Genomic DNA, 15,891 nt, shown 5'->3' with positions numbered 1-15,891 from the left:
TCATTTAACCGTGGGCAGATCGCTATATCGGGTAGTGTATCGCGGGGAGAGCATTTCCCGCTTCATCTGCCACGGTTGCTGGATACCCTGGCCGGCGAAGTAAAGCGTTCCACGTCCGTCCTCAGCATTCAGGCGGTCCAGCACCTCCATCAGTTTTTGGCTATTTTTTCGCGGCGCATTTTCGTCAAACAGATTAAGTTGCGCGACGCCCTGGCTATAAAAATCGCCCAGCATCACCCCGGCTTTCTGGAACCGGCAGCCACTTTGCCAGATGGCATCCAGACAACGCGTCGCGGCGGCGATAATATCCCTGCTGTCCTGCGTTGGGGTAAGCAGGGCCACCGAGGCATTATTGGCGTAATACCGTTCGTCAGGCGCGAAGGGCGACGTTTTTACAAAGACGGAGATAAACCGGCAGTATTGATGTTCCTGACGAAGTTTCTCTGCAGCCCGGGAGGCGTAACTACAGATGGCCTGGCGCATTTCTTCGTACTCGGTGATGCGATGGCCGAACGAACGGGAACAGATAATCTCTTGCTTTACCGGGACAAACTCTTCCAGCTCGAGGCAGGGCTCGCCGCGTAATTCACGGACGGTTCTTTCCAGTACGACATTAAAGTGTTTTCTGATGAATCGGATATCCGTGTCAGCCAGCTGCAATACCGTCCGGATCCCCATCGTTTCAAGCCTCTTCGCGATGCGTCGACCCACTCCCCAAACCTCTTCCACCGGTAGCGCCGCCATCAATTTTCTTTGCCGCTCCGCATTCGACAGGTCAACCACGCCTCCTGTCTGCTGTTGCCAGCGTTTTGCCGCATGATTCGCCAGTTTAGCCAGCGTTTTTGTCTGGGCTATTCCGACGCCCACCGTCAGGTGCGTGCGTTGCCGCACCGTGGCTCTGAGCTCATGTCCAAACTCGGTAAGAACGCGGCAGTTACGAACACCGGTAAGATCGCAAAAAACTTCATCAATGGAGTATTTTTCACAGCGAGGCGACATCTCTTCAAGCGTTGTCATTACCCGGTTGGACATATCGGCGTAGAGTTCATAGTTGCTACTGAAGCAAACCACGCCATAATGCCTGAAGATATCTTTTTGTTTAAAGTACGGTTCACCCATTTTCACAAACGGTTTGGCTTCCGCAGAACGTGAAATCACACAACCGTCATTATTGGACAAAACAACCACCGGGCGGCCGCGTAAGTCCGGGCGAAAGACGGTTTCACAGGAAGCATAGAACGAGTTCACATCACACAGGGCAAACACGATCAGCCCGCCGATTTCACGATGTAGGTCACCACGCCAAAAATTTCCAGACACTCTTCACTGCCTGGCATAATCGGCTGGTAGGCGGGATTATCAGGTTTGAGCATGACAACAGGATGTAACTGGAGGCGCTTAACCGTGAATTCTCCATCCACTGCGGCAATAACGATGCTGCCATGGACAGCCTTGCGGGAGCTATCCACCACCAGTAAATCACCATCGCCAATGCCAGCGCCAATCATTGAGTCACCGCTTGATTTCACAAAGTAGGTGGCGCCTGGATGCTGAATCAGCAGTTCATTCAGGTCGATACGCCGTTCAACATAATCCTGCGCGGGGCTAGGAAAACCGCAGGGAACAAGATCGCTGAACAGAGGTAATGCCACGATCTGGCGTAGCTCGGTTAGTGTGAAAAACTGCATGATGATCACCGATTATCTTTACTGTATTTATATACAGTATTGTAGATCGATGGCAGAGATCAAGAGGGTCGTACCTTATCAAAACTTGCGCCAGCGCCCGGCAGGCGGGGGGGTTATGCCTGAAGCCGATTGATAAACAATAGATTATCTCATCGCTAATATTAGCGACTGGCCGTTTAGCTGGCGAAAATAGCGTGACGATTTTCTATAAAAACAATCTGAATATGACTGAGGTAAAGGATCCGATATTAACGAGGCAGGGGATGTCTGCGCGATTAACGCGCAGGGATTGCTCACCGGCCGACCGTATGCAAGAGCAGGCCGGTGAGCAAATGGCTGTGATGGCAGTTCGCAGCCGCGGTTATTTTAAAGCGTCCGGGCCGGTTTAAACATATTTCTTCGCGCCAGGAGACTATTTTCAGACTTACCTCATTACCGTTTCTAATAAGTCAAACCAGTAATTAACGCCTGTTAAGAAAGCTCCACTACTAATAATGACGGTATAAAGATGAACAAAAGCACAGAGTTGAATAATTAAGAGTATTCCTGGGTGAAATCTCGGGCAGAGAGATGACTTCTGATAAATATTCAGGATAATTTATCAATCTTAAGGAATTAGCCCCGCGACTGCCTGCACCATAAAGGAATCCATATGGTTAATCGGATATCGATCCTGTCATCTGTCGACAGCTCCTCGTTATTATTCTGGAAATTCAGCGGGCAGGAGAAACTGTCCGAACCTTTCCACTTTCAGGTCGATTTACTCAGCCAGGATTTTGCTATCGACCGTCAGGCCATGCTCGGCAAAAACATGACGGTGGCGGTTCCCGGCCAATGGGGACAGGAGCGTTATCTTTCCGGCAAAATCACCGCCGTAACCGTGCGCGCCGAAGATCTTGGCGAGACGCGCTACGCCGTCTATCAGACCACGCTGGAACCCGATTTCTGGCCGATGATGCGCGACCGCAACTTCCGTATTTTCCAGCAGCAGCGGGTGCCGGATATCGTGGCCAAACTGTTTAGCGAGCATAACGTTAAGTTTGAGGACAAACTTACGCGTAGCTACCGGCAGTGGGATTATTGTGTACAGTATGCGGAAAGCAGCTTCCATTTCATCAGCCGTTTGCTGGAGCTGGAAGGTATTAGCTATCTGTTCCGCCACGATAAAGACGGCCATACCCTGGTGCTGATGGATGACTATCAGCAGGCTGAATCCTTCCCCGGTTATGAAACTATTCCCTGGCATGCGCAGCCGGGCGGCGGCGCGGTCGGCGAAGAGGGCATCAGCCAGCTGATGGCGAGCCACGTCGTCACGCCGGGGCTTTACAGCACCGATGACTATGATTTTCGCAAGCCCCACGCCTGGATGCTGCAAACGCTGCAGAATCCGGTCTCGCCGACACCGGGCAAAATCGACGTTTACGACTGGCCGGGGCGCTTTATGGAGCACGGCGACGGCGAAGCCTACGCCCGTATTCGTCAGCAGTCCTGGCAGGCCGAACAGCAGCAAACTCAGGGTATCGCCACCGCGACTGGTATCGTCCCGGGACACACGTTTACCCTGACGCATGCGCCTAACATGGCTGATAATGCTAAATGGCTGGTGGTGGGCGCCCGCTATGATTTTGAAGAGAATCAGTATGCCTCCGGCGGCGGAAATACCGCGCAGCACCGCATCGCATTCACCGTTATTCCCGCCGCGACGCCATTTGTCCCCGCGTCAAGGACCGACTGGCCGCGCACCTACGGGCCGCAAACCGCTCGCGTGGTAGGGCCGAAAGGAGAATCGATCTGGACCGATAAATATGGCCGGATTAAGGTGAAATTCCACTGGGACCGCGAAAGCCAGGGCGATGAAAATAGCTCCTGTTGGGTGCGCGTTTCCAGCGCCTGGGCCGGCCAGGGTTACGGCGGGGTGCAGATCCCACGCGTCGGTGATGAAGTGGTGGTGGACTTTATTAACGGCGAGCCGGACCGGCCGATTGTCATTGGCCGCGTCTATAACGAAGCCAGTATGCCGCCGTGGGCGCTACCGGCGGCAGCCACGCAAATGGGCTTTATGAGCCGCTCAAAGGATGGTTCGCCGGACAATGCCAACGCCCTGCGTTTTGAAGATAAACCCGGCGAAGAGCAGCTCTGGCTGCACGCTGAGCGCAACATGGACACTGAAGTCGAAAACGACGAGACCCATGATGTCGGCAATAACCGCACCAAAACCGTCGGCAAAGACGAAACCAGCCATATCAAACAGAACCGCACCCGCACGGTGGATGGCAATGAAAGCGTTACCGTCGGCAAAGATCGCAGCAAAACCATCAATGGTAATGAAACCACCACCGTTGAGCAGAACCGTACCGAAAGCGTGAAGGGGAATGAGACCCTAAGCGTTGAGCAGAACCGCGATGAAACCATCAGCGGCAACCATACCACCACGGTGAAAAGCGACCATACCGCGACCGTCGAAGGCAAGCAGTCACTGACGGTCGTACAGGATCGCACCCGCCAGGTGCAGGGTAACGAAAGCGTCAGCGTCCAGCAGAACCGTAACGTGCAGGTCACCGGCAATCAGACGCTGGGAGTGACCGGCAATCACGATATTTCCGTGACCGGTAAGCAAACGCAGACCATCACCAGTAAGCAAGAGGTGACGATCGGCGCCGGGCGTACCCTGAGCATCACCGGCGGTGATACCCGCTTTACGCAAGGGAGCGTAACCGACAGCGCTACCGATACCGTACATATCAACGTGGGCGAAAGCGGCATTCTGATAAGCAACGGCAGCGTGGAGATTACCGCTGGCGGGTCGACGATCACCATTAACGCCGCCGGCGTGATGGTGAATGGTAAAAAGATTGAGCTCAATGCCTGACAGGGAAAGGGAATGAACGCGGCGAAGAATCCGACCGAAAAAGTAATGATCGAGCTTGAACTTAGCTGGCTGGACGCCAGCGAGCAGGCGGAGCAGATCCGCTTATTTATCTGGCGGGCGCCTGCCGGCGGCGAGTCGCTGCTTGATGGTTTTATCGCGTTGCAGCAGCACCCTGAAGGGCGCTCGCTGCCGGATCTGCTGCTGGGGCTAACCACGCCGTTTGAGACCGGCTATGGCTACAGCGACGCGCTCGGGCGCGAGTTTGTGGAACACTACGAAGCGACGCCGGATGCCGACATATGGGATGCCGAACGCTTTCTTCCGACCTATAGTCCGGCGCAGTTGCGGCAGTTGCTGCAGGATTTTGCGACGACATTTCATGACGATTTACGTTATCTGGTGTTGGTGCTGAAACCCTCCGCCGTCAGCGATGAAAAGGCGTTGAACCGCTGGTTGAACGGCTGGCTGGCGCAGGAGGCGTGCAACGCCAGACTGTTACTTATCGACACCCTTGAGCAACCGATCTGGCAGCCGTTGTATGAGGCGCATCCGCGCAGGGTACGGCTGCTGACCGATGACGTCGACAGTATGAAAGTGATGCATCAAACCGCGCGTGGACAGAGCGATCCGAATCCCGATCGCCTGCTGTTTCGCCGCTATCTGGCTGACGCCATGCTGCTGCTGGAAAAAGGCAGCGCCGCGCAGGTGGCCGCGCGCGGCGGCATGGCGCTCGGCGTCGCCCAGCGCTGCGGTTGGGCCGAGCAGCAGGCGATGATGCATAACCTGATCGCCGGCGGTTGGCTGAAAGGTAACGATCATCAACGGGCCGTCGATCACTACCGCCAGGCGCAAAACATCAGCGGCGAAATTGCCGACCCGGCGCTTAAAGGGCAATTGCGTACCCAAAGCACTTTTGGCGAGGCTGGCGCCTGGTTCGCACGAAAAGAGTATCTCCAGGCGGCGAAAGGCTATCGCCGGGCGGCGGGCGAAGCGCAAACCATTCCACACCCGGTATTTGCCGTGGAAGGCTGGCGGATGTCCGGTTTTTGTCTCAACCTCGCCGGGCACCGGGCAAAAGCGATGGAGGAGTATGCCCACGCTATCCAGGCGGCGGAGCCGATCCCACGCCAGGAGCGCGCCCAGACTACGCTGCCGCTGGCATTTCAGGATCTGCTGCGCATCCATGATAAACGACGGACCGAAGCGCTTGAGGCCTGCGCGACGCGCTGGCAAAGCGAAAAACAGCGCTTAATCCAGCAGGCGGAAGACCGCTTGCCGCGGGAACCCGCCGTCGAACAGGTAAAACGCGTGGACCGGCAGTTACAGCTACAGCTGGAAGCCGCGTTCGCGCTGATCCGCGAAGCGCGGGAAAAACTGATCCGCGGCGGCGATGACAGCTTTCGCCGCGTGATCCGCCTGGCGCGGGAGACGCTGCATCCGCACTGGAACGGCCTGCCGGAGATCGCCCACCCCTTTGATGCCCCGCCGGGTGAATGGCAAAGCCTGCCAGCCTGGGGAAATACCGATGCATCATCCACTGAAACTGCAGGGAGCAACCCGCTATGAAGACCCGGATTATTATTATTGTTGCCGTGACGCTGCTGGCAATCCTGTTTTTAAGCTTCTCGGACGGCGGTTTCGCCACCGAAGTGCGTACCTTCCTGCGCGCGCTGCTGCGCGCCATGTTCTGAGGCGCGTCTGATGCATTCCGGCGCTCACTTCGACCCGCAGCTTGGCCTGGATATCCATACTTATCCCTGGCCGCTGCCGACGCCGCATATTGGCATCGTTTTCGACGTGTTTGATTATCTGCCGCTGCTGGGGACTACCGTGCACGTCAACAGCATCAAACGCGCCAGCGCGGGGACCGGCGGTATTGCGGTACATATCCCGGTCGGCGGGGTGTGGGTGCCGCCGCTGCGCGCGCCTGGCGGCCCGCAGATGGAAGACGAGCTGTTTATGGGCAGTAAAACCGTCGCCGTCGACGGCGAGCCGTTTTCCCGCATCGGCATGCCGGTACTGAGCTGTAACATCCTCGGAATGGTGCCGCCGTTCCGCCTGAAGCGGCTGAGTAAACCAAAGCCGCTCTCGCTGACGCTGCCGCTGACGTTTAACCTCGCGATTCCCAACAATGTGATTGTCGGCGGGCCGCCAACCATCAACCTGATGGCGCTGCTGATGCGCGCCGGGTTAAGCGGGTTGGGCAAGGGGTTGAAGAAAGTTAAAAAAACGCCGCAGTGGCGGCTGTTTATGCGGCGGTTTAAAAAGCTGCGCCAGAAGCTGTTTCGCAACATGGATCCCGGCGTCCTGAAATGTCGGGTGCTACGCGCTGAACCGGTTGATATCCGCGACGGTAGCGTGAGCCTGGAGCATGAGGATTTTCTGTTACCCGGACGCCTGCCGCTGGCGTGGACGCGAAGCTACTCGTCGGCGGATCTCGATGAAGAAGGGCTGTGCGGTTACGGCTGGTCAACCCCGGCGGACACCCGCCTTGAAATACTGGCCGATGAAGGCGTCGCGGTGCTGACTCAGCCGGAAGGGATGACGCTGTTTGCGGCGTTGCCGCAGTCTGACGGCCGCGATCAGAGTATTGTCGGCCTGCCGGACGGCAGCCGCCTGTGGCGGGAAACCCGCAATGGCGAATGCTTCTGGCATGTTGAGCAGGAAGGGAGCGCGCGACTGCAGTTTCGCGGTAAGCGCGGGCCGCTGGCGATTTACCGGCTGGCGGACCGTAACGGTAACGGCTGGCAGTTCGACTGGCAGGGGCGCGAACTTGAGCGTATTCGCGAGTTCAGCACGCGCGGCATGAGCGGCAGGGAGATCCTCGTCACCTGGCAGGATGGCCGCCTGCGGGCGCTACGCCTGCGCAACGCGCTGGATGACGAGATCACGCCGCTGACCCGCTATGAATACGATAGCGATAATCAGTTGAGCGCGGAGATCGATGCGCTTTCGCATCCGCGGCGCTTCTACTATCAACAGCGCCATATGACCAGCCATGTCGACCGTAACGGCCAGGGCTTCCACTACCAGTTCAATGACGAGTGGCGGGTGGTCCACGCCTGGGGCGACGGCGGCGTATGGGATTACCATTTCGCCTGGCACGACTTGCTCAACGAAGTGGAAATCACCGATTCCAACGGCCATGTAACGTCTGTCAGCTTTGATGATAACGGCCTGCCGGTTTCGGAGATCGATCCGACCGGCGGCAATACCGTCTTCCACTACGATGATTTTGGCCGCACCGTCGAACTCATTGAGCCGGACGGCAGCACGCGTCGTTGGGAGTATGATGAACAGGGGCGAATGATCGCCGAACATCTGCCGGACGATAGCCAGATTCAGGCGGCCTACAATGAAGACGGCGATGTGCTGGCGCTGATTGATGAGAAAGGCGCCTGCTGGCGTTCGGACTATGACGAACGCGGCAACCTGCTGGCGGGAACGGACCCTACCGGCGTCACCTCGCGCTATCAGTATGATGAGTACGGGCAGCTGAGCGCGGCGGACGTGCCGGGTTCCGGGCAGAGTCGCTATCGCTATGATCGGTTTGGTTTTTTGCAGGCGCTGAGCCAGGCCGGCGCGGGAACCACTCAACTGCGGCATTCCGCGCGCGGCACGCTGCTGGAGCGTATTGACGCCGGCGGCGGCAGCAGCCGTTTCCACTGGGACAGCAAGGATCGGCTGGTGGCGATGGTCAATCCGCAGGGTGGCGAAATTAGCGTCGCTTACGACCGGGAAGATTCACCGCTTCACTTCACCGATGAAGCCGGCCAGATAACCCGTTTTCGTTATAACCGCACCGGAATGCTGGCCGCCTGCGAGACGCCGGATGGCGCAACGCTTGGCTATCAGTACGACCTGGAAGATCGCCTGCTGGCGGTGATCAACCAGAACGGTCAGCGCTGGCAGCTGGACCGCGACGCGCTGGGGCGCATCGCCGCGGAGACCGATTACTGGGGACAGGTAACCCGTTATGGCTGGGATAAAGGCAACCGGCTGATCAGCCGTGAGGATCCGCTGGGGCGGCTGGTGCGCTACGGTTACGACCGCGGCGGGCGGCTAAGCGAGCGGCGCAGCGGCGATACCCTGCAGGCGAAGTATCATTACGATCCCTGCGGGCGGATGGTGCTGTGTGAGAATCCGTGGCGGCGGCTGGCGTGGCGCTATGATGACGCCGGGCGGGTGCTGCTGGAGGAGCAGGACGGTTTTCAGCTGCATTATGGCTATAACGAGCGCGGCCTGCTGGTCTCCCGGCGCAGCGACAGCGGTCATCAGGTGCGTTACGCCATGGATGAGTATGACCGGCTGAGCCAGATCCAGCTGAATGATGATGCGCCGATCGTGCTGGGTTACGATGAGGCCGGGCGGCGGGTCAGCGAGCAGCTGTCGGCGGAGGTGACGCGTCATTTCACCTACGACCGGCTCGGCCAGCTGACGTCGCAGCAGGTGTTGCAGAATGATTTACCGCTGTTCGCTAGCGGCTTCAGCTGGGATAGGCTGGGTAACCTGACCCGGCGCAATGACAGCCTGTGGGGCAGCGATCGTTACGCTTACGATCCGGTGGGGCGCTTGACGGCCCATACCGCGCCGGACGGTACGCTGCGGCAGTTTGTGCAGGATGCGGCGGGCAGCCACCTGCAAACGCAGACCCGGGCGGTGAATGAGAGCGCCGGGGGCTGGTTCCGCGAGGGGCAGCAGCGCGGGGTGCGTTATGTATTCGATCGCGCGGGCGAGCTGCGACAGCGGCGCGATGTCCGGCATAACGGCGAGAAAGAGGATTTCAGCTGGGACGATAACCGCCAACTGGTGGCGGTGCGCAAGGGTGAGCGGCTGGTGCGTTACGGCTATGACGGGCTGGGGCGCCGGGTGTTCAAGCAGACGGCGGAAGAGACGCGCTGGTTCTACTGGCAGGGCGACGCGCTGGCGGGGGAAACGGTCACTATCACCTGCGAACCGCTGGCGGCACAGAGCATTTTTGATACCGGCAGCCGGCTGCAGCGGCAGAAAGCGCAGGAAACGCTGTTCAGCAGTATGCGCGAGTACGTGTACTATCCGGGAAGTTTTCAGCCGCTGGCGCTGCTGACGCAGGAAGCGGGCAGGAAGGAGAGCTGGCACTATCATTGTGACCCGAACGGCGCGCCGGTCCGCCTGACGTCATTACAGGGCGAGATAGTGTGGTCGGAGAAGACGGGCGTATGGGGAGAGAAAGGGGAGGTCTACGCCGATCGTATCAGCAACCCGCTGCGTTTCCAGGGACAGTATTTTGACGCTGAAACGGGGCTGCACTATAATCGACATCGTTACTATGATCCTGAAATTGCGGGATTTATTAGTCAGGATCCGATTGGATTAGCCGGCGGGCTGAATGTTTATCAGTATGCGCCGAACCCGCTGGGATGGGTGGATCCGTGGGGGCTGACTGGAAAACCGTTAAACTCACCTGATATAAGCAAGTGGCTTAATAAAGGGGGAACGGTTTGGCAAGAAGTTGAAAGCAAAGTTTGGGTATACCAAGATAGTGCTGGCAATGTTGTTCGCTATCCAGAAGGGTTTCCAGATTTTACACCATATGAAAGGCAGAGTGTTAATGTTCCAGACTTAAGGGGAGATCATAGTAAGTCACCTGGAGGAGATTTTGGTAAAGCAGATGCATTAGCGCCAAAAGGCCAGGCGAATTATGATCTTAATACGTGGCATCATCATCAAAATGGCATCACAATGCAGGAAGTGCCCAAAAATATTCATCGCCGGTTCACCCATAGAGGCGGTGTATCTAAAATAAAAAGCAACTGTCAATAATATCAGGAGTTATAGAATGCCTATTTTGACTGGATTAAGTATTGATAAACAAGATATTAGTTATCTGGAGGGACATTTCTCTGTTGCTTTTCCTGATGATTACAAAGATTTTTTAAAAAAATACAATGGATATAGAATGGTGGCACCTGACTATTGCGATCTACCATTCGACAAAGTTGATAATGATTTTATTTCATTCGATGTGCTTCTTGGTTATAAGACTAGTAATAGTAATTTTGATATAGTTGAAATTAATGAAGAGTTACTAGATGAAATATCGTTTATTGATGGTGCACTAATAATTGGCATGGATCCAAGTGACAATGGCTATGTCCTGATAACTAAAAATAATTTGGCCGGAGTTTATTACTGGGACCGGACTTGCCTACATGCTGAGGATAATAAACAAAGCTATGATATTAGTGATGATGATGATTTAAATCATCTTTATCTTATAAATAAAACCTTTTCAGATTTTTTTGGAAGTATAATGAATCTAACAGTCAATAAAGGAATGAAGTTATCTACGGGATTGTAATGATACTCTTAATTTAAGGATGTACTACTTTAATACCCTGCATGGTTAATTATCATGCAGGGTTTAATAATAAATTGGATTGCACATCTATAATGTCAAGTATTAAAAATTAATAAATGGGATCATAAGATTTAGGGAGCCTTGCTTCCTGACAGATATAAACATTCTGGAGATTTTATTGGCCCAGAAGAAAAATATCAGTATTTCCAGTAAAGGAGTATTGCACTATGAAAGAACTCGAAAATCCAAGAATTGAATCCAGAGTTAACTTCTTTGTTGAAAAAGGAAATGAGTTGCATGATGACAAAAAATATGCACAGGCGTTAGAGCAATATGAAAAAGCCTGGAGTATTTTGCCTGAACCAAAACCAGAATGGCAAGTTGCTAACTGGATTTCCGCAAATATATTCAGCGCTTATTTTGACCTTGGTGATTACAATGAGGCAAAAAAATGGGGCGAAATGACGTTGCAAACGAGAGGGTCGGAGATAGATACAGCGCCATCGATCGATCTGGGTATGGTTTGTTATGAGCTAGAACAATTTGATGAAGCTTACAAATATTTTAACGATGCTTATAGCTATGGAAAAGAGAGAGCATTTAAAGGCAGACCTAAGAAGTACCTTGAGTTTTTTTTAAATAAAAGGGCATAGTGGAAATTTTATAAAGTAATCGAAAATGAGAGAGTTTATTTTTTAGCGAGAGTAAGAACTATTTCTTTAAATGATAAGAATCCACGCTACTGTGTGGTTTTTGCAATGCGAAAGCCCTTTTACCAAATGGAATAATGTCGGGAAAAAAGATTCCAGCCGGCGGCACAGGGTATTTTTGATACTGGCAGCCGGCAGCACCGCCTGACGCCATTGCAGGGCGAGATAGTGTGGTCTGAGAAGACGGGCGTATGGGGAGAAAAAGGGGAGGTCTACGCCGATCGTATCAGCAATCCGCTGCGTTTTCAGGGCCAGTATTTTGACGCTGAACGGCTGTCTAATCTCACTTACCTCTCTCGCGGCGTCCCCTTCTTACTACTGTACATCGCTTTATCCGCACTGTTCAGCAATGTATCGGCATCTGCGGCATCGTGAGGGAAAAGCGCAATGCCGATGCTGCCGGAAATCGTAATAACATGCTCGTGGATCAAAAATGACTGAGTCAACGCATTGCTGATTTTTTCCGCCGTTTGTCGGGGGAGCGGATCGTTTGCCTTTAAACCGGGGAGCAGGGCGATAAACTCATCGCCGCCGAGGCGGGCCACCGTATCACCTTCTCGTAAAACGCTTTGTAGACGGAACGCCACTAGCCGCAGCAGTTCGTCACCCACGGCGTGGCCGTAAACGTCATTCACCGGCTTAAAGCGGTCGAGATCGATAAAGAGCAGCGCTACTTCTGTCTCATTGGCGATGGCCTGCGTAATCGCCAGTTCAAGGCGATTTACCAACAGCCTGCGGTTTGGCAATCCGGTCAGCGCGTCGAAGTTGGCGTGCAGCCAGACCACCTGCTCCCGCTGTTTACGGTCGGTGATATCGCGAATAAACGCGGAGAAAATCTGCTTGCCTGATTGTTGATGCGGCCAGATCGACAGCTCGATAGGGAACTTGCCTTTAGTACGATGCAGGGCGGTAATTTCAATAGTTCGATTAAGAATATTCGACGGCTGAGCCGCCTGAAAGCGCATTAAACCACGTGCGTGCTGCTCGCGAAACTCTTCCGGCACGATCATCTCGCCCAGGTTGTTGCCGATTGCCTCCCCTGCGGACCAGCCGAACATTCTTTCCGCAGCCTGGTTCCAGTTAATCACCACGCCGGCATGATTGATGGTAATCACCGCATCTTGTGCGGTTTCAACCAGCTGCCGATGGTTCTCCTCGCTTTCGGCCAGCGCTCGCTGCATCGACTCAATCTCGCTGATGCTTTCCTGCAGCTCACGATGCATTTCCGCAAGCGAAAGCGAGAAAAAGCGAATACGCTCCTCTACGGACATATTTTTCATTTCGGCGTACAGATCGCTGGCGCTACGTGGTGGCATAAGGCGTTCCTGATGGGTCGAAGAGAATATTCAGCCAATTTAACAATAAGTGTAGTTAAAAAAAGATCGGCTGCTGACATCTCAGCTATTTTATCTATTAAATAAAATCTATTGTAAATTTGTCCAGATTTAAATTTAACGCTTAGTTACAGATGGATCATATTTCGGAGGTAATAATCCGCACTCTTTATAAAGCGTATTAAGGACAATTTATCGTGAATACTTTCTTGCGTAACACCCTGGCCGCCGTAGTGATGACTGCGGGTCTTTCCGTCGCCGCTCAGGCCGCGACGACAGCCGAAGTGCCGCCGTTATCCCAGGACCCGGTGGTGCAACATCTCAAGCTGAGCAACGATCAGGTCAGCAAAATTCAGGCCCTGCGTCAGGAGCTGGAAACAAACCTCAAAAATATCAAAATTGGTGGTTACCAGGATGGCGCGCTGGTTGACGTAATTCAGTCCGGTAAATGGGACGATGCGAAAGTAAAACAGCAGCTAGCCGCTTTTGCGCAATTGGATCAGCAGACGCGTTATTACCGCGTGAAATATTACTTCGGCATTAATCAGGTGCTGACGGCTGAACAGCGCGAGCAGGTAAAAAAAGATCTGCAGCAGGCACTCAACTAAGCGATGTCCTAATGCTCCGCAGCCCGGCGGAGCATTGATAGTTGACTTTCCGCAATGAAAAGACAAGGGTGTCATCATGAAGAAGTTTCTCTTTATTGCGCTGGGAATGGCCGCGTTGTTTAGCCAGGCTGGCGTCGCCGGGACTAAAACGTTGGTTGATTATGGCGTCGTACAGGAAAGCCATATTATTAGCACTCCGCATCAGCGCCAGCCGCTTCGCACGCTGGCGGCAGGAACGCTGGGCGGCGTGGTCGGCCATCAGTTCGGCAACGGCAAAGGGCAGACGGCGATGACCGCCGCAGGCGCTCTGGCCGGTGCTGGCGCCTCTCGCTATCACCAGGATCGGCAGCAGGGCGCTCAGCAGGTCGAACTGTTAATCAAAACCAGTAGCGGTCAGGTGATACAGGTGCTACAGGGTTACGACGGTCGGCTTATCTTCAATAAGGGAGATAAGGTGCGCATCCTGACGTCGGGAAATGATACCCGGGTGGACAAATCGGTGTAATGCGCCAAACGGGAGCGGATACACTCCCGTTTGGGGTGACATGTTATGCCGATTTCAGCATATCAAAGCGGATAATTCGCGAGCGTCCCAGCTCTTTCGCCCGATACAATGCGGCATCTGCGGCACGTAGCAGGCTGTCGCTTTGTGCGTGTTGCGGATAGCTGGCGATACCAATAGAGACATTCACCTGGCCTATATCCGTCAGCCCGCAGCGTAGGGTCATATTTCTCACGTTGTTGTAGATTTCAGTCGCGCAGGTTTCCGCTCTGGCCTCATCGCTGCCGGAAAGCAGCACCAAAAACTCTTCGCCGCCATAGCGGAATGCCATGCCAATATCGCGAACCGCGCGCTGGATGATCGCCGCGACGTTTTTAATCACCAGATCGCCCGCCTCATGGCCGTAATTATCGTTAACCGCCTTAAAGTGATCGATATCAATCATCAGGCAGCTCAGCGGGCTGTTGTTGCGTACCGCGAGATTCATCTGCGTATGCAGCGCTTCCTCAAGATGATGGCGGTTTCGCAACCCGGTCAGAGAATCAAACAACGCTTTTTCCAGCAGAGCGTTGCGCAGACGCTGATTGGACAACGCCAGACCCAGCGCTTCCGCCATGAGTTCAAGATAGGCGCGGGAAGGGGCTGTCTCACTGGTGACATTACGGAAAGAGAGCAGGCCAATGGCTTCACCCTGCGCGATCAGTGGAACGCATAATGATTGCTCGTTGCATTCTTGCGGCAGATGATAGCAGGCGATGTCCGGTTCGCCGTTAACCGGCGGATGGCTGAGGCCTCGGCGTACTGCCCAGCAGTTATCGGGATAAAACACGGCCTCCTCGTCAGGTGGCGAAAGCCACTGCGCGACGCAGCGCATCTGCCAGGGATCGGTATCCAGAATATACAGCCGGCCAGGAACGTCAGGCGCGATATTGGGGGCGAAAAGTTCAGCGACCTTCACCACATCCTCAAATGACTCACATCCCTGCAAGCGTTGAGTCATGCGCGCCAGCAGTTCACGAACGGCCCAGTCGGCATCGCGTTGTTGTTCAAGGCGCTGGCGGGCAAGGCCATTTTCGCGAAAGATGCGGATCGCCTGCGCCATATCGCCAATTTCATCGATCTGTTTGAAGTGCGGTGGTTCGACGGCATAATCCTGCGATGCCAGACGTTGTACCACATCGCTGAGTCGTACCACAGGGGTGAGCACCCGGCGTTTGAGAATAAAGCCGAGAACAAATAAAAACATCAAGGCGGTCAGGCCAACCATCGCTTCCGAAAGCGTCCGCCAGAGGCGCGATTTTTCAGTCGCTTGCTGCATGGCGTTGTTCGTTCGGCCTTCCAGCAGCAGGCGGAAATGATCGATTTGCGTTTGCACACGCTCCAACTCCTGCTCATAAGGCTTACCGTAAACCTGCAAAATAGCCTCTTTCTCTTCGCCGTGAGCGACGCGATCGATGGCGGTCTGCTGTTCATCTTGTAATTCATCGGCAATACGCAGACCGTCGCGCAACAGCGCCAGCTCCTGCTGGCTGGCGCCAATGTCTTTTAGTTTAAGCAACCGATTTTCAATTGATTTGAGAGTTTGGATCTGCTGACGATACTGTTGCAGCGTCTCTGGTTGTTTTTCGATGACGTACAGTCGCGCGAGGTCTGAAAGCTCCCACGCGTCGCTTTCTATCTCATCGGCAAGACGAACGAACGTATCCCGTTGTTGTACTGCCTGGCGTTCAGCGCGATCGGCGCCGGAAGCCATTAGCATCGCAATACCGGATGCAATGGTCAGCCCTACGGTGATCCCGTAGGCCCAGTTAGTCATGGTCGCGATTCTCACCGAGTATTT

At 54.5% G+C, this 15,891-nt stretch carries 12 protein-coding genes and 1 pseudogene; 9 read left to right on the top strand and 4 right to left on the bottom strand.

Features of this window, described 5'->3' with window-relative positions:
• Both PGQ95_RS11610 and PGQ95_RS11605 read right to left on the bottom strand, forming a co-directional pair.
• Complete coding sequence (locus tag PGQ95_RS11610; RefSeq protein ID WP_316424338.1) at positions 1–1,266, bottom strand: Y-family DNA polymerase; 1,266 nt, start codon at positions 1,264–1,266, stop codon at positions 1–3.
• 2 nt (positions 1,267–1,268) lie between these two features.
• Positions 1,269–1,688: a translesion error-prone DNA polymerase V autoproteolytic subunit gene (locus tag PGQ95_RS11605; protein WP_015705808.1), complete on the bottom strand. Its 420-nt coding sequence runs from the start codon at positions 1,686–1,688 to the stop codon at positions 1,269–1,271.
• 652 nt (positions 1,689–2,340) lie between these two features.
• On the opposite strand from PGQ95_RS11605, the gene PGQ95_RS11600 reads away from it, so the two are divergent.
• The 7 genes and pseudogenes from PGQ95_RS11600 to PGQ95_RS11570 all read left to right on the top strand — a co-directional run.
• Positions 2,341–4,557: a type VI secretion system Vgr family protein gene (locus tag PGQ95_RS11600; protein WP_045389741.1), complete on the top strand. Its 2,217-nt coding sequence runs from the start codon at positions 2,341–2,343 to the stop codon at positions 4,555–4,557.
• A gap of 12 nt (positions 4,558–4,569) precedes the next feature.
• Positions 4,570–6,123 carry a hypothetical protein gene (locus PGQ95_RS11595; protein WP_430918148.1) on the top strand — a complete coding sequence of 518 codons (1,554 nt, stop codon included), beginning with the start codon at positions 4,570–4,572 and terminating at the stop codon, positions 6,121–6,123.
• Complete coding sequence (locus tag PGQ95_RS11590) at positions 6,120–6,248, top strand: hypothetical protein (protein ID WP_080961905.1); 129 nt, start codon at positions 6,120–6,122, stop codon at positions 6,246–6,248. Before PGQ95_RS11595 ends, PGQ95_RS11590 begins: the two co-directional genes overlap by 4 nt.
• A 10-nt stretch (positions 6,249–6,258) precedes the next feature.
• On the top strand, positions 6,259–10,359 hold the full coding sequence (locus PGQ95_RS11585; protein WP_430918146.1) for an RHS repeat-associated core domain-containing protein: 4,101 nt from the start codon (positions 6,259–6,261) through the stop codon (positions 10,357–10,359).
• 16 nt (positions 10,360–10,375) lie between these two features.
• The gene (locus tag PGQ95_RS11580) at positions 10,376–10,897 is read left to right on the top strand and encodes an SMI1/KNR4 family protein (RefSeq protein ID WP_430918144.1); all 522 of its coding nucleotides are present in this window, start codon (positions 10,376–10,378) and stop codon (positions 10,895–10,897) included.
• 227 nt (positions 10,898–11,124) lie between these two features.
• Entirely contained in the window at positions 11,125–11,550 is a 426-nt protein-coding gene (locus tag PGQ95_RS11575) for a hypothetical protein (RefSeq protein ID WP_430918142.1), read from the top strand.
• A 198-nt stretch (positions 11,551–11,748) separates the two neighbouring features.
• Positions 11,749–11,877: pseudogene (locus PGQ95_RS11570) on the top strand (sugar-binding protein); the annotation flags it as partial.
• 17 nt (positions 11,878–11,894) lie between these two features.
• Here the strand turns inward: PGQ95_RS11570 and PGQ95_RS11565 are convergent.
• On the bottom strand, positions 11,895–12,923 hold the full coding sequence (locus tag PGQ95_RS11565) for a diguanylate cyclase domain-containing protein (RefSeq protein ID WP_308958764.1): 1,029 nt from the start codon (positions 12,921–12,923) through the stop codon (positions 11,895–11,897).
• Between the two features lie 215 nt (positions 12,924–13,138).
• On the opposite strand from PGQ95_RS11565, the gene PGQ95_RS11560 reads away from it, so the two are divergent.
• Complete coding sequence (locus PGQ95_RS11560) at positions 13,139–13,549, top strand: Spy/CpxP family protein refolding chaperone (RefSeq protein WP_015366126.1); 411 nt, start codon at positions 13,139–13,141, stop codon at positions 13,547–13,549.
• 76 nt (positions 13,550–13,625) lie between these two features.
• Complete coding sequence (locus PGQ95_RS11555) at positions 13,626–14,054, top strand: glycine zipper 2TM domain-containing protein (protein WP_015705797.1); 429 nt, start codon at positions 13,626–13,628, stop codon at positions 14,052–14,054.
• A 43-nt stretch (positions 14,055–14,097) separates the two neighbouring features.
• On the opposite strand, the gene PGQ95_RS11550 is transcribed toward PGQ95_RS11555, so the two are convergent.
• Positions 14,098–15,882, bottom strand: a complete 1,785-nt coding sequence (locus PGQ95_RS11550) for a diguanylate cyclase (RefSeq protein WP_087859312.1) — start codon at positions 15,880–15,882, stop codon at positions 14,098–14,100.
• Positions 15,883–15,891 lie beyond the last annotated feature (9 nt).

It is taken from the genome of Klebsiella sp. 141240 (assembly GCF_050600805.1).
GTDB classification, from domain to species: domain Bacteria; phylum Pseudomonadota; class Gammaproteobacteria; order Enterobacterales; family Enterobacteriaceae; genus Klebsiella; species Klebsiella aerogenes.
The sequence above is the reverse complement of the archived record's forward strand: the minus strand, read 5'-3'. Positions and strand labels throughout refer to the sequence as shown.

Bases quoted from the DNA above. Each gene is read 5' to 3' on its own strand.
- PGQ95_RS11605 (WP_015705808.1), bottom strand. From the start codon at position 1,688: ATGCAGTTTTTCACACTAACCGAGCTACGCCAGATCGTGGCATTACCT.
- PGQ95_RS11600 (WP_045389741.1), top strand. From the start codon at position 2,341: ATGGTTAATCGGATATCGATCCTGTCATCTGTCGACAGCTCCTCGTTA.
- PGQ95_RS11595 (WP_430918148.1), top strand. From the start codon at position 4,570: ATGAACGCGGCGAAGAATCCGACCGAAAAAGTAATGATCGAGCTTGAA.
- PGQ95_RS11590 (WP_080961905.1), top strand. From the start codon at position 6,120: ATGAAGACCCGGATTATTATTATTGTTGCCGTGACGCTGCTGGCAATC.
- PGQ95_RS11585 (WP_430918146.1), top strand. From the start codon at position 6,259: ATGCATTCCGGCGCTCACTTCGACCCGCAGCTTGGCCTGGATATCCAT.
- PGQ95_RS11580 (WP_430918144.1), top strand. From the start codon at position 10,376: ATGCCTATTTTGACTGGATTAAGTATTGATAAACAAGATATTAGTTAT.
- PGQ95_RS11575 (WP_430918142.1), top strand. From the start codon at position 11,125: ATGAAAGAACTCGAAAATCCAAGAATTGAATCCAGAGTTAACTTCTTT.
- PGQ95_RS11565 (WP_308958764.1), bottom strand. From the start codon at position 12,923: ATGCCACCACGTAGCGCCAGCGATCTGTACGCCGAAATGAAAAATATG.
- PGQ95_RS11555 (WP_015705797.1), top strand. From the start codon at position 13,626: ATGAAGAAGTTTCTCTTTATTGCGCTGGGAATGGCCGCGTTGTTTAGC.